This is a genomic window from Aliidiomarina quisquiliarum, from assembly GCF_023922585.1.
In the GTDB taxonomy this organism is placed as follows: Bacteria; Pseudomonadota; Gammaproteobacteria; order Enterobacterales; family Alteromonadaceae; genus Aliidiomarina; species Aliidiomarina quisquiliarum.
Map to the genome: position 1 here is coordinate 252,654 of NZ_JAMFTN010000021.1, position 21,118 is coordinate 273,771.

At 48.1% G+C, this 21,118-nt stretch carries 18 protein-coding genes; 17 read left to right on the top strand and 1 reads right to left on the bottom strand.

Features of this window, described 5'->3' with window-relative positions; genetic code table 11:
- Positions 1 to 16 precede the first annotated feature (16 nt).
- From flgE to M1L23_RS09245, 17 genes are all read left to right on the top strand, one after another.
- Positions 17 to 1,348 carry a flagellar hook protein FlgE gene (flgE, locus tag M1L23_RS09165; RefSeq protein WP_252627032.1) on the top strand — a complete coding sequence of 444 codons (1,332 nt, stop codon included), beginning with the start codon at positions 17 to 19 and terminating at the stop codon, positions 1,346 to 1,348.
- A gap of 162 nt (positions 1,349 to 1,510) precedes the next feature.
- Complete coding sequence (gene flgF / locus M1L23_RS09170) at positions 1,511 to 2,254, top strand: flagellar basal-body rod protein FlgF (protein ID WP_252627035.1); 744 nt, start codon at positions 1,511 to 1,513, stop codon at positions 2,252 to 2,254.
- A 37-nt stretch (positions 2,255 to 2,291) separates the two neighbouring features.
- Positions 2,292 to 3,080 (top strand): flagellar basal-body rod protein FlgG, encoded by a 789-nt coding sequence (gene flgG / locus M1L23_RS09175; protein ID WP_252627036.1) that lies wholly within the window; start codon positions 2,292 to 2,294, stop codon positions 3,078 to 3,080.
- A gap of 24 nt (positions 3,081 to 3,104) precedes the next feature.
- A complete protein-coding gene (gene flgH, locus M1L23_RS09180) occupies positions 3,105 to 3,779 on the top strand; it encodes a flagellar basal body L-ring protein FlgH (RefSeq protein WP_420840637.1) in 675 nt (224 codons plus the stop codon).
- Between the two features lie 85 nt (positions 3,780 to 3,864).
- Positions 3,865 to 4,947 carry a flagellar basal body P-ring protein FlgI gene (locus M1L23_RS09185; RefSeq protein ID WP_252627128.1) on the top strand — a complete coding sequence of 361 codons (1,083 nt, stop codon included), beginning with the start codon at positions 3,865 to 3,867 and terminating at the stop codon, positions 4,945 to 4,947.
- 43 nt (positions 4,948 to 4,990) lie between these two features.
- On the top strand, positions 4,991 to 6,004 hold the full coding sequence (gene flgJ, locus M1L23_RS09190) for a flagellar assembly peptidoglycan hydrolase FlgJ (protein ID WP_252627038.1): 1,014 nt from the start codon (positions 4,991 to 4,993) through the stop codon (positions 6,002 to 6,004).
- 13 nt (positions 6,005 to 6,017) lie between these two features.
- Positions 6,018 to 8,027 carry a flagellar hook-associated protein FlgK gene (gene flgK / locus M1L23_RS09195; protein WP_252627040.1) on the top strand — a complete coding sequence of 670 codons (2,010 nt, stop codon included), beginning with the start codon at positions 6,018 to 6,020 and terminating at the stop codon, positions 8,025 to 8,027.
- A gap of 10 nt (positions 8,028 to 8,037) precedes the next feature.
- Entirely contained in the window at positions 8,038 to 9,273 is a 1,236-nt protein-coding gene (gene flgL, locus M1L23_RS09200) for a flagellar hook-associated protein FlgL (protein WP_252627042.1), read from the top strand.
- Between the two features lie 212 nt (positions 9,274 to 9,485).
- Positions 9,486 to 10,304 (top strand): flagellin N-terminal helical domain-containing protein, encoded by an 819-nt coding sequence (locus M1L23_RS09205; protein ID WP_252627044.1) that lies wholly within the window; start codon positions 9,486 to 9,488, stop codon positions 10,302 to 10,304.
- Positions 10,305 to 10,438: 134 nt separating this feature from the next.
- A complete protein-coding gene (locus M1L23_RS09210; RefSeq protein ID WP_252627045.1) occupies positions 10,439 to 10,858 on the top strand; it encodes a hypothetical protein in 420 nt (139 codons plus the stop codon).
- 195 nt (positions 10,859 to 11,053) lie between these two features.
- Entirely contained in the window at positions 11,054 to 11,872 is an 819-nt protein-coding gene (locus M1L23_RS09215; RefSeq protein ID WP_252627046.1) for a flagellin N-terminal helical domain-containing protein, read from the top strand.
- A gap of 363 nt (positions 11,873 to 12,235) precedes the next feature.
- Complete coding sequence (locus M1L23_RS09220) at positions 12,236 to 13,057, top strand: flagellin N-terminal helical domain-containing protein (RefSeq protein ID WP_252627047.1); 822 nt, start codon at positions 12,236 to 12,238, stop codon at positions 13,055 to 13,057.
- Positions 13,058 to 13,398: 341 nt separating this feature from the next.
- Complete coding sequence (locus M1L23_RS09225; protein ID WP_252627048.1) at positions 13,399 to 13,836, top strand: flagellar protein FlaG; 438 nt, start codon at positions 13,399 to 13,401, stop codon at positions 13,834 to 13,836.
- Between the two features lie 27 nt (positions 13,837 to 13,863).
- Positions 13,864 to 15,306, top strand: coding sequence for a flagellar filament capping protein FliD (gene fliD / locus M1L23_RS09230; protein ID WP_252627050.1), 1,443 nt, complete (start codon positions 13,864 to 13,866; stop codon positions 15,304 to 15,306).
- 12 nt (positions 15,307 to 15,318) lie between these two features.
- Positions 15,319 to 15,750 (top strand): flagellar export chaperone FliS, encoded by a 432-nt coding sequence (gene fliS / locus M1L23_RS09235; protein WP_252627051.1) that lies wholly within the window; start codon positions 15,319 to 15,321, stop codon positions 15,748 to 15,750.
- An 11-nt stretch (positions 15,751 to 15,761) separates the two neighbouring features.
- Complete coding sequence (locus tag M1L23_RS09240; protein WP_252627052.1) at positions 15,762 to 16,046, top strand: hypothetical protein; 285 nt, start codon at positions 15,762 to 15,764, stop codon at positions 16,044 to 16,046.
- 22 nt (positions 16,047 to 16,068) lie between these two features.
- The gene (locus M1L23_RS09245) at positions 16,069 to 18,954 is read left to right on the top strand and encodes a 6-hydroxymethylpterin diphosphokinase MptE-like protein (protein WP_252627053.1); all 2,886 of its coding nucleotides are present in this window, start codon (positions 16,069 to 16,071) and stop codon (positions 18,952 to 18,954) included.
- Here M1L23_RS09245 and M1L23_RS09250 read toward each other — a convergent pair.
- Positions 18,905 to 21,118 (bottom strand): 6-hydroxymethylpterin diphosphokinase MptE-like protein, encoded by a 2,214-nt coding sequence (locus tag M1L23_RS09250; RefSeq protein WP_252627054.1) that lies wholly within the window; start codon positions 21,116 to 21,118, stop codon positions 18,905 to 18,907. The two genes, M1L23_RS09245 and M1L23_RS09250, sit on opposite strands and share 50 nt — an antisense overlap.

A 21,118-nucleotide genomic window follows, 5' to 3' on the forward strand; every position in this document is an offset into this window, starting at 1 on the left:
AAATAAGAGGTGACTTATGTCCTTTAATATTGCACTAAGCGGTTTGTCCACGTCGCAGAAAGACCTAGACGTAACAGCTAACAACATAGCCAACGTAAAAACCACAGGCTTTAAACAATCGCGCGCAGAATTTGCCGATGTGTATGCGTCGTCTATTTTCTCAAACAACCGCACCAAAACTGGCGACGGTGCCCTTACATCTATGGTGGCACAGCAGTTTTCACAAGGTACGCTTAGCTTTACTGAAAATGCCCTCGACATGGCCATTAAAGGTAATGGCTTCTTTACCACAGCACCGTCGATAAGTTCACAAGACTTATCGTACACCCGAGCGGGTAACTTTAAGCTAAATCGAGAAAACTTTATTGTTGACAACGAAGGCAACTATTTACAAGCATTCCCGGTTGATCGCCGCTCAGGTACCACGTCGTCGGTGGCTTTAAGTACCATGCAGCCCGTACGCATACCCGACGTAGCTGGGGCACCAAGCCAAACCAGTAATGTGTACACAGCCTTTAACGTTGACGCTCGTGTAACTCCTATAATAGAAGCGGCACCAGGGGCTTCGAATTTCGATCCTGCGTCACCCTCTACTTATCATTCTTCTACTTCAACCACCGTGTATGACTCCTTAGGTGAATCGCACATTGTAAACTTGTACTTTGTTAAGCGCGAAGCCAACGAATGGGACATGTACACCACCTTTGACGGTCAAGAAGTAAACCTTAACACCGGCACCCCAAGTGCCACCAGTGTGGCCGGTTTTACCGGTACGCGGGTTACTTTCGACGCCAGTGGTAACCCCGCAGTGGTGCCACCTAACTTGTCGTTCCCACCGGTCGACTTTGATTTGTCAGCCGCCTTATTAGGCAACGGTGCCGACGTAACGCAAAACATTCAGTTGAATTTCCAAAACGAAGCGGGCACCAACGTACCAACGCAATACGCGTCTAACTTCGAAGTAACCAACCTAAACCAAGACGGTACCACGGTTGGTCGTTTAACCAGTGTCGAAGTCGACTCGTCTGGTTTGGTGGCGGCCTCTTACTCAAATGGCGACACCCAGTTTTTAGGCCGTGTGGCATTAGTTAGCTTTGCCAACGAACAAGGCCTACAGCAAGTTGGTAGTAGCATGTGGCGAAAAACCATTGAGTCGGGCGACGCTATTGCCGGTGAAGCCAACAGTGGTGTATACGGTGCTATTGAATCGTCGGCGCTAGAAAACTCGAACGTGAATCTAACCCAAGAGCTGGTAGACATGATTATTGCGCAAAAGAACTTCCAGGCGAACTCACGTGCCCTTGAAGTGAACTCAACCCTGCAACAAACCATTCTACAGGTTCGTTAAAGTTTCATTGCGGTATAGCAATATTGCGCGGCTTCGGTCGCGCTTTTTTTTCTGCAGTTCCCTTCCTGATGTTATTTCACCCGCTTTTAAGGCTTTGGCACGAAACCTGCATTTGTATATGTAGTGACCATGCAGTGACAAAATTCTGTCGAGGAGCACAACGTGGACAATTTACTTTATATCGCTATGAGCGGCGCCAAAGAAAGCATGAACGCAATGGCGTTGCGAGCAAATAACTTAGCGAATACCAATACCACAGGGTTTAAGGCCGACTTACAACACGCCCGTTCTATGCAGGCGTATAACGAAGGTTTGCCTACCCGGGTGTTCGCATTAACCGAAAGCCCAGGGCAAAACTATGCCGACGGGGCATTACGCACCACTGGCCGTGATCTTGATATTGCTATTCGCGGAGCAGGTTGGGTTGCAGTGGCCGACGCCGACGGCAATGAAGCTTATACCCGTAACGGTAATTTACAAATGGACACCAACGGCATGCTGCAAACCAGCAGTGGCCAACCGGTGTTAGGTGACAATGGGCCCATATTTGTACCGGTACCTATTACCAACATGCTAATAGGCGCCGACGGCACTATTTCGGTACGACCTGAAGGGGCTCCAGAAAATATTGTAGAAACGGTTGATCGCATTAAATTGGTTAACCCGGTGAATCGAGAAATGAATCGCCTTGAAGACGGTTTATTTCGTATGAAAGACGGTTCCTTGGCGCCAGTTAACGGCTTGGTTCGTATCGAACAAGGTGCTTTAGAAGGCAGTAACGTGAACCCTGTGGAAGAAATGACACAAATGATTTCGTTACAGCGTAATTACGAAATTAACGTCAAGATGATGAAAACAGCGCAAGAAAACGATCAGCGCTCAGAACAGCTCTTACGTATTGTTTAATGCTGGCTAGCCAGCTAAATGTGGATTGAGGTGACTTATGCATCCCGCCCTATGGATTAGTAAAACCGGACTTGACGCGCAGCAGCGTGACATTGCAGTAACGTCGAACAACTTGGCTAACGCCAGCACCATTGGCTTCAAAAAAAGCCGGGCTATTTTTGAAGACCTGCTGTACCAAAATATTAATCAACCGGGTGGTCAGTCGACACAAGACACTGAATTACCATCAGGGTTAATGCTGGGTGCCGGTACACGTGTGGTGGCCACGCAGAAAAACTTTTCCCAAGGTAACTTAATTACCACGGAAAACTCTCTTGACTTAATGGTCAGTGGTAAAGGTTTCTTTGAAATACTGATGCCAGACGGCTCTGTATCTTACACCCGAAATGGCCAGTTTACCCTTGATCGCGATGGCCAAATTGTTACCCCAGGAGCAGGCTATCCACTGCAGCCGGCAATTAATATTCCGAACGACGCGCTGTCAGTTACGGTAAGCCAAGACGGTGAAGTGTCGGTCACTATGCCAGGCCAAGCGGGTAACCAAGTGGTGGGGCAAATTAACTTAGCCGCCTTTATTAACCCAGCCGGGTTAGAGCCCGTGGGAGAAAACTTATTTAAAGAAACTGCCTCGAGCGGTGCGCCATTACAAGGCGTGCCTGGTGTCGATGGCATGGGCAGTGTGCGGCAAGGGGCGCTAGAAACGTCGAACGTGAACGTTACCGAAGAACTGGTCAATCTCATTGAGTCGCAGCGGGTCTATGAAATGAACTCGAAAGTTATTTCCTCTGTTGACCAAATGATTGGCTTTGCCATTCAACAACTTTAACGCGGGGTAGCAGTTATGCAAACCATTAAGTTAGCACTCACTGTTGCTACAGCGCTGGTACTTAGCGCTTGCGCGGCACAGCCGCAGCCGTTACCAGTGCCCGACGACCCTTTCTATGCACCGGCCGTTCCGGAAGCAAGTTTACCTGCCGCAGTACCTAATGGGTCGTTATTTAATGGCGAAAAAAACAATTTATATTCCGACATTAAAGCCCGCGACCTAGGCGACATTATTACTGTGCGTTTACAGGAAAGCACTTCCGCCTCGAAAAGTGCCAAAACCGGTACCTCGCGAGGTACCAGTGTGAACTTACCCACGCCAACGGTACTAGGTAAAGACCTAAGCTTCCGTGGCTATTCGTTGTCAGCCAACCTAGAAGGCAGCACCGAGTTTCAGGGCGACGCGTCGGCTAATCAAAGTAACCGTTTAAGTGGCGACATTAGCGTAACGGTTATCCGAGTACTACCCAACGGTAGTTTAATAGTGCGCGGCGAAAAATGGCTCACCTTAAACAATGGCCAAGAATATGTGCGTTTAACCGGCATGATAAGGCCCCAAGACGTAGCGTCCGACAACACGGTGTTATCGAATCGAGTGGCGAATGCCCGTATTGAATATTCTGGTACGGGTAGTTTAGCCGACACCCAGCGGCAAGGCTGGTTAACACGCTTCTTTAATGGCCCCTTGTGGCCTTTATAAGCAACCTATTGCACGTGGAGTAAATACAATGACCATGCACACCAACTTTAAACGAACAGCAGCACGCCAATGTTCAGCATGGTTTATGTGCGGCTTAATGCTTATTAGTGGACTTCTTATGCCCGTTGCCCAGGCACAGCGCATTAAAGATGTGGCCACCGTAGCAGGTATTCGTTCTAACCAATTGATTGGTTATGGTTTAGTGGTGGGCCTACCCGGCACCGGAGAGCGCACCCCCTTCACCGACCAAACTTTCCGCACCATGTTAGGTAATTTTGGTATTAACTTGCCAGAAAACCAGCGCCCACAAATAAATAACGTGGCGGCGGTTGCTGTACATGCGGAATTACCCGCCTTTGCCAAACCAGGTCAACAAATTGACATTACCGTAAGTTCCGTCGGCGACGCTAAAAGCTTAGTGGGTGGCACCCTCATGCAAACCTACTTGCGTGGTGCCGACGGAGAAATATATGCGGTAGCCCAAGGCAGCTTAGTGGTGGGCGGACTTGGAGCACAAGGGCTCGACGGTTCAAGTATTGTTGTGAACACGCCAACGGTGGGCCGAATTCCTAATGGCGCCATGGTTGAGCGCGAAGTAGACACCGGCTTTGCTCACAGCGAGTTTATTACCTTTTTATTAAATCGGCCCGACTTTACCACCGCACGCCACATGGCTGAAGCCATTAATAAATTAATAGGCCCCAATTCGGCCATGCCAGTAGACGCCGTGTCGGTGCGAGTAATTGCCCCACGAGATCCAGGCCAACGGGTTAGTTATTTGTCTACGCTAGAAAATATTAGCATTGAACAAGGTCAGGCCGCTGCTCGTATTATTATTAACAGCAGAACTGGCACGATAGTTGTAGGGCAAAACGTACGCTTGCACCCGGCTGCTGTGGCCCATGGTAATTTGCAGGTTACTATTTCAGAAAATATTAATGTGTCGCAACCGAACCCTTTTGCTGGTGGTGAAACAGCAATTACACCCGACTCGGCCATTCAGGTGCGGCAAGAAGAAGCACGTATGTTTCATTTCGACCCAGGCGTGTCTATTAACGACTTAATAAATGCCATTAACCAAATTGGGGCGGCACCGGGCGACATTATTGCAGTACTAGAAGCGCTAAAGCATGCGGGCGCCATCGACGGCGAGCTGGTTATTATTTAACCCTTGCGCTGGCTTAGATAGCAGCAAACTAAGGAACCTAAACATGGACAATAACTACGGACAACAAATGTTACAGCAGGCGCAGTCAAGCTATGTGCATGACTTGCAGTCGCTCGACACATTGCGTCGGCAGGGATTGCAAGGCAAAGGCGAAGAACAACAAGCGCTACGCAAAGCGGCCGAGCATTTCGAGTCTATTTTTATGAGCCAATTGCTATCGAGCATGCGCAAAGCCAACGAAGTGTTTGGTTCCGACAACCCGCTGAATACTCAATACACCAAGTTTTATGAAGACATGCACGATCAGCAGTTAAGCTCTGATTTAGCCAAAAATGGTAGCCTAGGTTTGGCCGACTTAATTGTGCAGCAGCTTAGCCCAGCTGGCTCGAGTAACTTTACTCCTGCCAGCTTATTGCCGGTAGCAAATTTAGAAACCAGCATGGCCCAGCGTGGTATTCGCGTAAACCGTGGCAATGACAACACGGCACCGTCAATGAGCATACAGCCATTGCCCGAGGCAATAAACCGAATTCCAGCCTTGAAATTAGCGGCCGAAGGTAGTGATTGGAAGGCGGCTAATCCAACGGAGTTCTTAGAGCGTTTAGCTCCTTATGCACAACGTGCCGCTGCCGCTGCTAATATTTCGCCAGTGCCTGTACTGGCACAAGCGGCGTTAGAAACCGGTTGGGGGCAACATGTGGTGCCTAATAGTGCCGGTGAATCGAGCAATAACGTGTTTAATATTAAGGCCGACCAGCGCTGGGCAGGACCAAGCGCAGCCACCACCACCCTTGAATTTGAACAGGGCGAGGCCAAGCCAGAACAAGCGCAATTCAGAGCCTATGCTTCTGTGGAAGAAAGTTTCCACGACTATGTGAGCTTCTTACAAAATAATCCGCGTTATCAGCAGGCGTTAGAACTAGGCCGCGACGGGGCGCAGTTTGCTGAACAATTACAGCAAGCCGGTTATGCAACAGATCCAGAATATGCCAATAAAATTAAACGCATTATGAATAGCGACGCCATGCAGGTAATTCGTCAACAGTTTGGCTTTTAGGTGAGGACAGTTTATGTCATTTGATTTAATCCGCGTCGGCAGCCAAGCGGCCCAAGGGCATCAGCGCTCGCTACAAGTAACGGGTAATAACATTGGTAATATTAATACCCCAGGTTATGTGCGTGAACGCCCAGTATATTCCGAAGCACCCTATGGGCCAGGTATATCGCGCGTAGAAGTTGAACGTATGCTGGACAAGTTCACCCAGCGCCAGTTTTGGACCGACACCTCGCGCCATGGCTATGCCAATGCGTTTCTAACCGAAGCAGCAAAAATAGACACCATGTTGGGCAATAGCGACACCAATATTAATAGTGCTATTTCAAAGTTTTTTAACAGCCTGCAAGACTTGAACGACGATCCTGCTTCGGTTACCCAGCGTGAACTTGTGCTAGGCCAAGCTGGTTCAACGCTGGCGCAAATGCGCGATATGAATAGCTTTATGAACAACCAAGGGCGCATGTTTAACGAGCAGCTAGAACTAACCGTCGACTCGTCGAATAGTATTATTCGCAGCATCAGCGACATTAATGCCCAGCTAAGCTTTATTCCGGCCAATGCCACTAGCGGTGAACGTCATACCTTGTTAAACGAGCGCGATGAAAAAATTCGCGAACTTGCTCAGTTGGTCGACATATCAACCATCGAAGACCCAAATGGACGCTTACGGGTGAACTTGTCGAGCGGACAGGCCTTAGTACTCGAAGACGGCAGTTACAACCTAATGGCGCTAAAAGGCAACCCCGATCCAGACCGCCCAGAACTGGTGGCCATGGTTGAATCTGGTGGTAAAAAAATTAGTCAAGGTATCGACGAACATACGATAGGCGGCCGCATTGGTGGCTTATTAGCCTATCGGGCGGAAGTGCTTGAACCTTCACAAATGAAACTAGGACAGCTGGCATTAACATTTGCCGACAGTTTAAATAAACAGCAAGCCCAAGGTTTAGACTTAGACAATGAACTTGGCCAGCCTATTTTTACCTTTAATGGCTCTATGGTTACAGGCCAGCCAGCGGTAACCAACCAAGGTAGTAACCAACGCATTGAAGCGAATTTAATGCCAGGTGAATTAAGCCGCATGGTGGCGAATAATTTTGAAATTGAAATTGTCTCTGCTAATAGTTACAAAATAATGCCCCTCGACTCGGGCGGTAACGTCATTGGCGACGTAAACAGTTATCCTGTTTATGACATTACACCGCCAAATGGCGGCGGCGAAGAATATGGACTACAGCTCGACTTTGTGGGCGGAACCTATGTGGCCGGCGACCGCTTTACCCTGAAACCAACTAAAAATGCCGCCGACAATATACAGTTAGCCATGAAGCGGCCAGAAGACTTAGCCTTAGCTTCACCGGTGCGGGCGAGCGACAATGGTAATAACCAAGGTCAGGGCACCCTTAGTTTAGAAGGTGTGAGTGGCACAGGTAACTATTTTACCGGTCATGCCTTAAGTGCTTCGGCGCCGGTACAAATTACTTATCAAGGTTTTACTGGCGGGCAGCATAATCTTGAAATTACTTTAAACGACGGCACGGTTATCGCCCATAACACCGCCGACATGAAAAACATTTTTAGCCAAGTACCGGCAATTAGCCCGAACGACTACGAAGTCAGCCTGTCGGGTCGGCCAGCAGTGGGCGACGTGTTTACCATTGGATTCAATAGCGGCGCCATTAACGACAATAGTAATGGCCTTGCTATGGCCGAACTGCAGCGGCAACAAGTGCTACGCCGTAATACGGAAGTGGCTTCGGAAGCCAACACCATGACCCTCAGTGAAGGCTATGGTCGCTTGTCGTCTGATGTGGGTAACAAAGTGTCACAAGCCCGTACCGCCGATAAAGTAGCCGACGCTATGCTAAAACAGTCGAAGCAGTTCTTCGATTCTGTATCGGGCGTTAGCCTCGACGAAGAAGCGGCAAACTTAATTCAATATGAACAGGCGTACAACGCCGCCGCACGTATCATTAGTGTGGCGCAGCAAATATTTGACACGCTGCTGAATGCAACACGATAAGGGGTAGCTAATGCGTATTCCAACCAGTCAAATTTATGAACGTGGTTTAAACTCGGTGCTCGACGCGCAGCGAAAACTACTGAATGTGCACAACCAAATTGCCAGTGAAACTAAAATATTAACGCCAGCCGACGACCCAGCAGGTAAAGCACAAGTATTAGGCTTAGACGACAAAATAAGTCAGAACGAGCAGTTTCAGCGTAACTCAGACTTATTAAAAAACCGTCTGCAACGTACTGAATCAGTGTATTCCAGTATGACCACCGGCTTAGATCGTGCCCGAGTATTAATGATCCAGTCGGGTAATGGCGTGTACGACGACCAAGATCGTCGAGCCATTGCCGCCGAGTTACGAGGCATTCGCGACGAAACCCAAAACCTCATGAATTCGCAAGACGAAAATGGCGACTATTTATTTTCTGGCTTTCAAAAGCGTACCAAACCATTTTCGAAAGACCCAGTAACCGGCGCTTATAATTACCATGGCGACGATGGCCGTAACCAAGTGCAGCTATCACCTTCTTTAAGAGTAACCAGCGTTGAACCAGGTAGTTCTGCGTTTCAAAATGTAGCAGCCAATCGCACAGTTACATTTGCCAATAGCAGCGGCGGGGTTTCTGATCTCGACGCCCGAGTAACCGATCGCGCCGCCTTCGACGCTTTCCATAGCAGTCAATATAATAAAACCCAAGCGCCGAACTTAAACGAATTACGCTTTGACTTCGACGGCACTCATATTAATGTGCACCGTATTAATAGCCCTGGCGACCCATTAGTAGCAGGCCCAATACCCTATACTACGGGCGAAGCATTCCAATTTAATGGTTTAGAAATTAACTTTAGAGGCAACTTCGCCGCAGGCGAAAGTGTTGCCGTACGTTTAAGCGAACCCACTCAAAACGTACTAACCACCTTAGACAGCTTTATTGAAACACTGGAAAAAGGTGGTTTGTCGGGTGAAATGTTTAGCGCCCAACTAGGCAACGCCCTCGACAACCTCGATCGGTCACAAGAGCGGTTATCGTCGGTTCGTGCTCAAACCGGTGGTCGCTTAAACGTGCTCGATAATGCCTACAAGAACAATTTAGACTTGGAAATATCAAACCGTGAAACCCGCTCTAAAATTTCTGATGTGGATTACTCTGAAGCCATGACCGAATTAACCAAGCAAGACATTTCACTACAAGCAGCGCAAGCCACCTTTACCCGTATTACCCGGCTTAGCTTGTTCGACTTTATCAGGTAATTAACAGTCGCTTTAAAGTATAAAAGGCCCGAAAGGGCCTTTTTTATAGTTTGAGCATGAAAGCACATTAAAAGGCATGTTTTTGGTGTTTATCTTATAAAAAAACTAAAGGAAATAGTTCCCATACCGATACATTAATTGAAAGGTACACAGACTGATTAAAAGGCCGGCTAGAGCCTTCACTCTGACGAAAACTATTTGGAGACTCAATTATGAGCTTATATGTAAACACAAACATTTCCTCATTGAATGGCCAGCGCCAACTCATGAACTCATCAAATGCTTTAAACACTTCGTTTGAACGTTTGTCATCAGGCTTCCGCATTAATAGCGCGGCCGACGATGCCGCTGGCCTTCAAATTACTAACCGTATGACCTCACAAATTATGGGTCTAAACCAAGCGGTAAGTAACGCCCAAGACGGTATTTCAGTAGCCCAGGTGGCTGAAGGTGCTATGCAAGAAATTACTACGTCGTTACAGCGTATGCGTCAGCTAGCCGTGCAGTCGCAAAACGGTATCAACGACGTTGACGACCGCGTAGCACTGCAAAAAGAAGTGTCGGCACTGAAAACTGAAATTGATCGAATTGCCACTACTACTGAATTTGCTGGTAAAAACTTGCTCGACGGAACCTACCAAAATGAAAACTTTTTGGTTGGAGCAAACGCCGGTCAAAACATTTCTATCTCAATAGGCAACGTAAACGGAGCTACCTTGGGTATGACTGGTTTAACAGTTGAAACCCCAGGTGGTGCTTCAGCGGCGCTCGCCACGTTAGACGCGGCAATTAAAACAGTTGGTGAAGAGCGTGCAGACTTAGGTGCAATTCAAAACCGCTTCCAGTCAACTATACGTAACCTAACCAACATTTCTGAAAACATCAGTGGTGCCCGGTCACGTATTATGGACACTGACTTTGCCAAAGAAACAGCTGAATTAACTCGTAACCAAATTATTCAGCAGGCCAGCACAACCATTTTAGGCCAGGCGAACCAGCGTCCACAAGCAGCCTTGTCACTGTTAGGCTAATAATACAGGCTAGTGTTTTACCAAATGCCGGGCCAAGTTGGTCCGGCATTTTTGTATCTACTGGCTGGCTTTATTGCCATAGCAGCAATAACCCCATAAACTCATTTAACTTTAGTTTTAAATAAGGACACCTTATGTCACTTTCCGGCTCCAACCTACAGCAGCTCATGGCCGACACAGCCCAAGACGCAGCCGCCTATGCAGCAGAAGAATTTTCAATCCAGCTCGACCATTCGGTGGCAAGCATAGGGCTGATAGACGACCTTATTTTAAGCGCGCGCGACAAGTATGGCGAACATGTGCACGACAGCAAAATTATCTTTACCCTGTGTAATATGTTTGGCGCCTATGTGGGCGAAATTTACCGTGCTCAATATGGTGGCAGCTGGGTGTACGACGAAACTAAGGCCACCTCACCTTCGGTTTTTTTGCAGCATGGCGACTATACCTTCGCCTTCCCAGGTATTGTTTACCAGCGTCTTATAAATGACCAAAACTTAAGTGTACGCCTGTATTATGAAGAAGCAGTGGCAAATTCGATCACCAAACAATAAAAGTTGCCGTTATTATTACTCGTAAAATCAATGGTTTAAAAGTCATTTTAAAAAAGCGGCAAATAATTGCCGTTTTTTACTAAAGATTTGCCGCCCCCTTCCGATAACTAGTGTGAGCATCGTAAAAGATGCCTTGATCACAACACCGAAATGCACTTCCCATTGCGGGAACCGGATTAAATAGAAGGGGGACTTATGTCTCTATATGTAAATACGAACGTTTCTTCATTGAATGGCCAGCGCCAACTCATGAACTCATCTAATGCTTTGAGCACATCGTTTGAGCGTCTGTCATCAGGTTTCCGCATTAACAGTGCGGCCGACGATGCGGCCGGTCTTCAAATTACCAACCGTATGACCTCACAAATTATGGGTCTTAACCAGGCAGTAAGTAATGCTCAAGACGGTATTTCAGTAGCCCAGGTTGCTGAAGGTGCGATGCAAGAAATTACTACGTCGCTACAGCGTATGCGTCAGTTAGCAGTACAGTCACAAAACGGTATTAACAGTGCAGACGACCGCGTAGCACTACAAAAAGAAGTGTCAGCACTGAAAACTGAAATTACTCGTATTGCTACAACAACTGAGTTTGCTGGCAAGAACTTACTTGACGGTACTTTCACAGGTGAAAAATTCCTTGTTGGTGCGAACGCAGACCAAAACATCTCAATTTCAATTACTAACGTTGACTCGGCCACTTTGGGTGTAGGCACTTTAACAGTTGAGACAGCAGGCGGTGCTTCAAGTGCATTAGCCACGCTAGACGCAGCAATCAAAACTGTTGGTGAAAACCGTGCAGACCTAGGTGCGATTCAAAACCGCTTCCAGTCAACTATACGTAACTTAACCAACATTTCTGAAAACATCAGTGGTGCACGTTCACGTATCATGGACACTGACTTTGCTAAAGAAACAGCTGAATTGACTCGTAACCAAATCATCCAGCAAGCAAGTACGTCAATCCTTGGTCAGGCGAACCAGCGTCCACAAGCAGCATTATCGCTGTTAGGTTAATAGCGAAAGCTAGGCAGAATTAAGGGGCAACCCTTAAGTAAGAGTCAGCCGCAAGAGGGAAGGAGGAAACTCGTGGGCACCTTAAGCGGCTGATAGGCAGTAAATTTAAGATCTCTCTTAAATATCTCTCTCGTCAGAGAACCTTTAACCAGACCTTCGGGTCTGGTTTTTTTATGCCTGTCATTTAGTTTTTGGTTAATAAATAAACACTTGTGCGGCAATGGCTTGCCGCTTATTTGGCTGTAAGTGGCAAAAAAATGCTCGAGTTTGGCTAGATATTGCCGATACCTTAGACGTAGGGGATAGGGCGAATGTAGACAGCATTCTACCTATATTGAGTCCGCAACAGCGGAGCAGGGGCAAATGGCACTATATTTAAATACCAACATGGCAGCACTGCGGGCGCAGCGCAGCTTAAGCGTGGCTACGTTAGGCTTAGAAACAAGCATGCAACGCTTGTCGACCGGTTTTCGTATTAACTCAGCCGCCGACGACGCTGCTGGGCTGCAAATAAGTACGCGCTTAACCAGTCAAATACAAGGCTTGCAACAGGGCGTACGCAACGCCAACGACGGCATTTCTGTGGCCCAGGTGGCCGAAGGTGCCTTACAAGAAACCACCACTATTTTGCAGCGTATTCGTGTACTAGCGGTGCAATCACAAAACGGTATTAACAGCACCGCCGATAGGCAGTCTTTACAAAAAGAAGTGGGGGCTCTTACCACTGAACTGAATCGAATTGCAGAAACCACCGAGTTTGCCGGCAAGAAACTACTCGACGGCACCTTTAAGGGGGGCTTTTTAGTTGGTGCCAATGCGGGCCAAAACATTGATATCGATTTAACCAAACACGGCTTCGACGCCGCCGCATTAAACTTAAGCGATTTGTCTATTTCACAAGTAGCAGGCGCTGCCAGCGCGTTAGAAAAGCTCGACGAAGCCATTGCTACTATTGGTAGTTCGCGGGCAGACTTAGGTGTCGTGCAAAACCAATTCCAATCGCGCATTCGCTCTTTGTCAATCACCGGCGAACAACTCACCGGCGCCCGCTCACGCATAATGGACACAGACTACGCCAAAGAAGCAGCGGAGCTAGCCCGCTGGCAAATACTGCAACAAGCAAGCCTGGCTATGCTGGCACAAGCTATACGGCAACCAGAAATGATTTTACGGTTGTTGGGTTAATTCACAGCAACAGCTAGTTGGTAAGGAGCTGGCTGACCCGAGAAAGGAGGTTGTAGGGGGGCACTCGAATCAGCCAGCAGACAGTCGTCAAAATATTGTCTATCAAACATATTTAACGTCTGACACTGATTAACTAAGCACAACTCGTGCCAAGTTTTAATTTCATGGGAAAAGCTCGACTTTAATTGAAATTAAGTAATACTTAAAAACAGTGAAATAATTCCTCAAGTATATTTTGTTGCAGCCGATACAATGAGATGTAGGGGAAGCTTGAGATTCTGGGAGGGGCTCAAGCAGCAAAGGCAAACAAGTTCGCTTGTTAAGGGTTGGGAGATCAATCAATGAATATTGAAATGACCGCAAAACTGCCCGTAGATACTGAACGGACTCAAGCGGAGCGTCTTTCAAAGAACGTGCTGAAAGAATCAGCAACGCAACGTTCAGTTGGTAGTGAAAAGGCCGTCGCGCAGGAGTATTCTAAGCAAAAGGAAAAAAGCGCTGACGAGAGCAAAAGTAGCCTGTACACGGAGATGGAGCCTAAAGATATCGCCGCCGTAGTCGATGAACTTAATCAGGCCATATCATTACAGGCACGTCAATTGCATTTTGAAATTAATGAAGACGCAAACCGAACCGTCATATCGGTGCTCGACAAAGACTCAGGTGAAGTTATTCGCCAAATACCAAGTGAAGAAGCCTTGGCATTGGCAATTCGGTTGCGGGAAGCCTCGCAAGGGGCAAATCAGTCTGTTGGCGTTTTACTCGACAGTAAAATATAAAACAGCAACAAACAAGTGAGGTAAGACATGGGTATTTCGTCTCTAGGTATTGGCTCAGGGCTTGATTTAGACTCCTTAGTGAGACAGTTAGTGCAAGCAGAGCGTGCGCCTCGTATGGCAGCACTAGAAAAACGTGAAAGTGAAACTAAAGTACAAATTTCAGCGTTGGGCTCGTTACGTTCAGCTATCAATGAACTAAAAGAGCCGCTCAGTACTTTGGCTAATCCGGAACGTATGCAAGCACGAGCTGCAACTGTTAACAATCCAGAAGGTGAGAATCCATATTTTACCATGGAGTCATCGCGCTCCGCCGCTCGCGGCAACTATATGATTGAAGTGCTTGAATTGGCCCGCGGTAGTCGTGCCCAATCAGGCTCTTTTACTAATGCACAAGAAGTGGTTAGCAGCACCGCAGGCAATTTAAACTTTGCCACCGCCGATGGTGAAAATAATTTCGCAATTGAAGTTGCGGCCGGCGCCACTCTTGAAGACATTGCTCGCCAGGTTAATAACTCGAACGACAATTTCGGAGTGACCGCCAGTATTATCAACACGGGTGGCTCATCGCCAGAAACGCGTTTAGTGTTCACTTCTAATAAAACCGGCGCAGCCCGTGAAATGAGCATTACCAACGACAATGCAGAGCTCGACAAGCTGTCAACAGTGGCAACTGGTGCGGCACCTGCGGGAATGACCATAAGCGCCGCCGACAGCGCCGCCGACGCCCGTATTAATATCGACGGTATTGAAGCCTATAGCAGCACCAATACCTTTGAAAACGTGATTCAAAACTCAACCATTACGGTAGAGCGGCTTACTGAAACCAATAGCCCTATTCGTGCCAGTGTCGATTACGACACCAAAGGCGTAGAAAAAGCCATTGAAGATTTCGTTAAAGCCTACAATGGTATGGTCGATAAAATTAACAGCAGCACCAAATATAGCCCTGCCGGCGAAGACGGTAAAAACAACAGTGGTCCGCTAATTGGCGACGGCATGGTGCGGTCTATTCAAGGCAGCTTTTCCTCTATCGTGTCAGGGCGCTCAGGTAGCGGCGATGTGAACAACCTATTTCAACTGGGTTTAACCTTCGACAAAAGCGGTAAGCTAGAATGGGACAAAAAATCCATTGGCGACTTAGGCACTGGCAAAGAGCGCTTAGCCGATGCGTTAGAAAATAACTTTAGCTCGGTCAGCGAAATGTTTGCCGGCGAAAGTGGTATAGCTTCACGCTTAAGTACGTTAGTGGAGCAATACGGCCAATCAGGCGGTTTGTTGCAGTCGCGCAGCTCAGCGGTTGAACAACAACAAAAAATGATTAAAGAAGAGCGCGCCTCCTTCGAGAAATATTTAAAGTCGTATGAAGAAACGCAACGTATGCGCTTCGCCGGCTTAGACAAAACCATTACTAATCTTCAAAGCGGTGCCAACATTTTGTTCGCACAACTAAATACCGGCAATCAGCAGTAATAAGGTGAACCTATGTATAACAAAGGCTTAAAAGCATATAACTCTGTAGGCGTGAGCAATCAAGCGGCTATGGCAGATCCGTATCGCGTAATCCAAATGTTATTACAAGGGGCGCTCGATAAAATGGCTTACGCCAAAGGGGCCATAGAACGTAAAGATCACGCGGAAAAAGCCAAGCACCTAACTAAGTCAGTGGCTATTGTGTCGGCCTTACAAGGCGCCCTCGACATGGACGTAAAAGCCGACGTTACCAATAACCTGTTCGACTTATATAGTTTTATTATGGACCAGCTTACCGACGTAAGTATCGACAACGACGTGGAAAAGCTCGACCAAACCATGTTTGTTATTCGCCAAATTAAAGAAGGTTGGGACGCTATTCCCGTGTCGGCTCGTGAAGAAGGCCTACGGCTACAAGCACAACGACAAACAGCGCGCGCCTAATGAACGCCTTAATGGAAGAAATTAGTGCCCTAGAAGCAGAAATCGACACGCTGTTTGCTGATCTAGAAAACCCGCTCGACACGTTACCCGAGCGGGTGAACAGCCACCAAGAAAAAATAGTGCAGCTAATTGAATCACTCAATGGCGCCCCACCAAATGCCGAAACCCTCGCTTTCCTGCAACACGCGCAGCAAAAAATAGCCGACTGGACTAAACAAGCCATTGAAGAGCGTACTGAAACACGGCAAACTCTTCTAAATCTGGCTCAAGGCCGTAAGGCAAGAGATCAATACTAGTCACAGCGGAAAAGCGACGTTCATGATCAAAGCAATTCAGTACCACCTAGCCGACACCCCGGAACAACAAAGCGAACTTGAAAACCAAAGTGCCCACGCTCTTGAAACTCGGAAGCAACTGAACCGGTCGGCATTTCAAACCATGATGCCAAACTTGGCAGTGGTGTTTACCGAAGACATAGTCGACGACTTTGGGTTGTTTTGTAATAAACAAGGGCAGCTTAACTTAGCCAGTCAAAGCTCTGGCCAGGTGCTGTATGGGTTAAACCCCATTGCTGAAGCTCAGGCCGACATAGAGCGCTTTATTGCCAGTGCGCCGCATATTAAGCTAAGCGGTACTCCGGTACGGCAAGTACCGCTGCTGCGCGCATTTCAAATGCCCGAGTCGAAAGGGTTTGTGCCAGCGTTACCGCTTAGCCCAGTGCCCACACAGGCCGACACCATTGTTATGCTAGGGCTAGGCTTAGGCCATGCCTTAGAAGCTTTGCTACAGAGCGCTATAACGCCAAAAAACATTGTTGTTTACGAACCCACCCTCGACTTTTTTCGCGGCAGTGTGCAAGTTGCCAATTGGTACTTTATTCTTTCTAGCGCCGCCGAGCGGGGCATTCAGCTGTTTCTGCAAATTGGCCAAAACGCAGTCAACATAGGCCAAGACTTACAAGAGCTACAATCGGCGTTTCAAGCGGAAAATGTCTATGTGTACCGGCATTATCACCACTCGGTTATGGACGCCGTGTTCGAAGCACTAGTCCAGCCAAACTTTAATGCTCAGGTTTTTGCCAGCAACACCTCGACATTACAGGCCATGGACCACGTTACCCAGTATTTAGCGCCCCGTAGTGGCTTAATAACAAGTGACATAACCCGCGAACAAGCCAGCGAACAAAGCGCAGCCGCCTTAGCCTTAAAAGAGCTCAACTTAGCCGCCTTTGCGCAACAATTTCCCGAAGTGTATCAGCAATTTGTTAACTACCAGCCCATGCAGTGGCAGGCCTTTTTCGACAATTCCGGTGAAATTAATCTTTACCATGAAGGCCGTTTAGGCGCTTTGTATCACAGCAAACCTAGCGAACTCAGCGCACAAACTATGCAATTGTTCGCCGACGAACCAAATAGAAACGACATGTTGGCCGGCTATAAGGGCGGCAAACTGTGGAACTATATTCACTTTACCCAAGCCAGAAAATTCGGCGCTTTAGCCGAAAAGCTTGAAAGTGACGGTCACTTTGTGCCCGACATTATTAGTAGCTTAATTTGGTTTGGCTTAGGTTTAGGCTATCAACTAAGCGACATGGTAAATAAGTACCACATGAAGTCGCTGTATATTTACGAGCCCAACCCCGACTTTTTCTACTGGTCGTTATTTACCGTGCCATGGCATGACATTTTACCTGCCCAGCGTGAAGCGGGCATGCACTGGTATTTAAACATTGGCGACGATGGCAAACACCTACAAGACGACATGTTCTTGCAGTTTCAGTCTAGCGGCGGTTATTTAGCCGCCAGCGCATTCTTTTATTCGCCCATGTATTCACCTGCCATGCAGCCGCATATTCGGCAGTTAAAGCGCGACTTAGAAAGTTATTTAATGCTCGGCGAATACTTCGATCATGTGCGCTATAGCTTCCGCCATATCGAACGTAACCTAACCACAGGCATGCGTTTATTAAAGGCCGATGCCCGCTTAGCCGAACATTTTGCCCACCTGCCTATTGTGGTGGTGGGTAACGGCCCGTCTCTCGATAGCTGTATACAGGTACTACAACAACGCCGTAGCGAATTTTTAGTCGTGTCGTGCGGTACGGCGCTAAAAGCCCTATATGAAGCGGGCATTACCCCCGACTTTCATTGCGACGTGGAACAAAACCGCGCCACCTATAGCTGGATCACCCAAGTACAAGACTTTGCTTGGCTAAAGCGCATTACCTTGTTGTCGCTTACCTCTATTCACCCCGACACCGCCGCCTTGTTTAAACAGCAGCTAGGCGTGTTTAAGTACGGTGAAGCCAGCACTAGTGCGTACTTAAACCGTAGTGGGCTAACGCAACAGCTAATGGCGCTGAACTACTGTTACCCCACGGTAACCAACTTGGCCCTTAGCCTTACTTTAGCCTTGGGCTTTAAAAACATTTACCTACTTGGCGTCGACTTAGGCTTTAAAAGCCTTGATCACCACCACTCCAAAGGCTCGGCCTATTATCAGGCCGATACGGGTAAAAGCTGGCACGACGCGCGTAAATCAGCCGGTGAAGGTATTCCGGTAAAAGGTAACTTCACCCCGGTGGTGCTTACTAAATACGAGTTTCAACTGTCGCGCCGCATTATGGAACAACTGTTAAGCGAGCACGAGCAAGTTGTAGTTACTAATGCCAGCGACGGCGCTTATATTGAAGGGGCGGTAGCACAGCGGTTTAAAGACATTCCACCGCAGCCAACCCTCGAAAGAGAAGAAATTAAAGTATGGATGGCACAACAGCTGTATACCCGCCACGGGGTTGAAGCCCTGTTAAACGTGGTGGCAAAAGGGTTTGATAATAATTTGCTGCAACAAGAAGCCGAGGCCTTATTAGCTATCAGCCAAGCGCCCGTGCATAGCATTGAACAAGCGCTGCAACGGCTGGAAAAAGAAAAGCAGTACATGTTAAAACTCTACCAAAACAGCAGCAGCTTGTGGTTTTACCTGATGTTTGCCAGTTCGCATTTTGCTAGTGCCGCCCTAGTGCGGTTTTTATATTTAGCTAAAAATGAACAACAAGCCCTCGATTATTTCGAACAAGGTAGTGATATTTGGCGCGAATATATTAAAAAAGCCATCGGCTCGTGGCTTGCAGATCCGGAACAAATCGACCAAACCGTTATAAAATATTTGCCTCATGTTGAGCCAAATCCGCCAGCATCGCCATAAACAATTCTTCAGCGGCAGGTAACTCTGCCAATGAAGTTATTTCTAGGCGCAAAAGTAACGCGGCTAAATTCCGTTTTAGGTGCTCGGTCCATAATTCTGCTGGCGCCCGCTTACGGTGCGCTTGACTGCGCAGTATAAAGGGCTGCTTTAATATATTACGGTATTGCTCGGCAGTAGGTGGGGGCATCTGGTCGGGTAAAAACAAGGCTAAATAGGGCGCAGCTTTACAGGCATGAGGCAGCTTTTGCCAATCCACCACCACTGGCGTACAGGTATTGGTTAACGCTACCTTAGGCTGCCTTTGGTCCGCCGCATTGGCCAATGGCGGTAGGCTAGTTCGCAGCTCGGCGCCTAAGTCTAAACCATTGCATAACTGGTAAGCGGTCATATTGGGGTAGTGCTGCAAAATGTCTTGGGCTTGAAAAGCCGCCAGTTGAAATTCCCGCTTGGTAAATACCGCTCGCCCATCTATTGCGGTTGCCGAAATTAGCTCCCCACTCGACAGCACATAGCGTTGGGTTTCCATTTGCGCGTACACGGAGCCCTGAGCATGGTGGTTGTCGAGGTTGGAGAAGGCTAAATCAAACCCCGCTAACCACAGCTGTTCAGCGCCTAACCGGCCCGCTAACGACAAGCCCAAATTTAATACGGTAGGAAAACCGTCGGTTACCCGTATGGTGTCGTCGGGCAAACCAGGTACCAAGCTGTCCACGGGGTAGCTGTCTGAAATAAAGCTAGAATGAGAGCCAAAGCGTTCGCGCCATTGGTGCTGAAACCCTAAGGGCGCAATAAAATGAATATGGGCCAAGTAGCTTCTATCAATGTCGCTAAAAATATGGGTGGCCAACTCAAGCTCTAGGTGCACATGGGGTGTAATGTTATGCCGATACAAGGTTAACAAAGTGGTGCCACAAGAAACCAGCAAATAGCCCTTGGCATGGCCCTGTTGAATGGCAGTAATAGTAGCGTTAAGGGAAGGCCCATTACCTAGCAATAACACCGGTTGTTTTTGGCCTTGCAGCTGCGGCCAAGTGGTACGCCGGGTTAGCATGTTTTGTGGCACTGCGCTGGCCTGCACCGCTGCTACCAAGCTACGGCGAACGCCCATGGCCGGTTGCACCCGAAACCGCAGCTCTAGCTCTAGGCGCTGGCGCAGCTGCTGTGCCTCGGGGCTGGTACCCGCCTGATACAGACGACAAAACCACGGGGTTTCTACCGGCAGCTGGCTTAACAACTGCACAAACAAGCTGGCGGTTGCTTTTACTGAGCCAATACATTCATGCACCTGAATCGAGCGTTGAATAAACAAATCCAGTAAGGGCGCAGGAATGGGCTGGCTGTCGATTAAAATTACCCGCTGTAAATGGGGTAATTGAGCCGCAGCAGTGTAAACAGCCGCCTGCGTACCGCATAAAATAAGTGTCCAGGGCTCGCTCGGTAACCGCATGGGGCGCTGGCGCGCGGTTTCAATCAGCGCGTTTTGCAAACGAAACTCAGGTTGCCATTTATATTTATGGCTGTGGCAGCGTAGCACAGGGTCGCAGTCGTGCTGGTAATACAGGCTTTGCTCGAAATGCCAAGCGTGCTCGGCGTTAGATATTTCGGGTTGTGCTGTTATTACCCAATGAGGGGTGGTAGGAATACCATGCGACGCCAAGGTGTCTAGGTCTTGCTTCAGTTGGCGTTGTTCGGTTGGTGGCGCCAGCTGCACAAATAAGGTTTTACTATGTAGCACAGGTAGCCAGTCGGTGAAGTGTAAGCTGGCATGAAACAACTCTAGCGACGGCACATAAAGTAACACATAAGGTACGTTTTGGGCGGCTAAAAAAGGTACTAGCCGGGCCGCCGAATCTTCTAAGTCAACGGCAACTATTGCTAATTCATCGGCGGCTAATTCGCTTGGTAGGGTGTAGCTACGCATAAAAGCTGGCGGCGGCCAGTGCATGCGAAAATTATTCGAATCAATACAGTTGCCCGCACCAGCACGATCTATCGCTAAGGTATAAGTGGTTGGTTTAAGTTCACGTAGCCGCTGCGCCAGTTCGGGTAGTTGCAACTGCAACACACTTAGGTTGGTAAAAAACCGCTCCCGCGCCTGCTCAAGCTTAGCGGTTAGTTGCTGCTCATTTGGCTCAATTTGATGGCGAAAGTCGCGGCAATACAT

Coding starts and splice junctions, on each gene's coding strand:
- flgE (WP_252627032.1), top strand. CDS start 17: ATGTCCTTTAATATTGCACTAAGCGGTTTGTCCACGTCGCAGAAAGAC.
- flgG (WP_252627036.1), top strand. CDS start 2,292: ATGCATCCCGCCCTATGGATTAGTAAAACCGGACTTGACGCGCAGCAG.
- M1L23_RS09185 (WP_252627128.1), top strand. CDS start 3,865: ATGTGCGGCTTAATGCTTATTAGTGGACTTCTTATGCCCGTTGCCCAG.
- flgJ (WP_252627038.1), top strand. CDS start 4,991: ATGGACAATAACTACGGACAACAAATGTTACAGCAGGCGCAGTCAAGC.
- flgK (WP_252627040.1), top strand. CDS start 6,018: ATGTCATTTGATTTAATCCGCGTCGGCAGCCAAGCGGCCCAAGGGCAT.
- flgL (WP_252627042.1), top strand. CDS start 8,038: ATGCGTATTCCAACCAGTCAAATTTATGAACGTGGTTTAAACTCGGTG.
- M1L23_RS09205 (WP_252627044.1), top strand. CDS start 9,486: ATGAGCTTATATGTAAACACAAACATTTCCTCATTGAATGGCCAGCGC.
- M1L23_RS09210 (WP_252627045.1), top strand. CDS start 10,439: ATGTCACTTTCCGGCTCCAACCTACAGCAGCTCATGGCCGACACAGCC.
- M1L23_RS09215 (WP_252627046.1), top strand. CDS start 11,054: ATGTCTCTATATGTAAATACGAACGTTTCTTCATTGAATGGCCAGCGC.
- M1L23_RS09220 (WP_252627047.1), top strand. CDS start 12,236: ATGGCACTATATTTAAATACCAACATGGCAGCACTGCGGGCGCAGCGC.
- M1L23_RS09225 (WP_252627048.1), top strand. CDS start 13,399: ATGAATATTGAAATGACCGCAAAACTGCCCGTAGATACTGAACGGACT.
- fliD (WP_252627050.1), top strand. CDS start 13,864: ATGGGTATTTCGTCTCTAGGTATTGGCTCAGGGCTTGATTTAGACTCC.
- fliS (WP_252627051.1), top strand. CDS start 15,319: ATGTATAACAAAGGCTTAAAAGCATATAACTCTGTAGGCGTGAGCAAT.
- M1L23_RS09240 (WP_252627052.1), top strand. CDS start 15,762: ATGGAAGAAATTAGTGCCCTAGAAGCAGAAATCGACACGCTGTTTGCT.
- M1L23_RS09245 (WP_252627053.1), top strand. CDS start 16,069: ATGATCAAAGCAATTCAGTACCACCTAGCCGACACCCCGGAACAACAA.
- M1L23_RS09250 (WP_252627054.1), bottom strand. CDS start 21,118: ATGTATTGCCGCGACTTTCGCCATCAAATTGAGCCAAATGAGCAGCAA.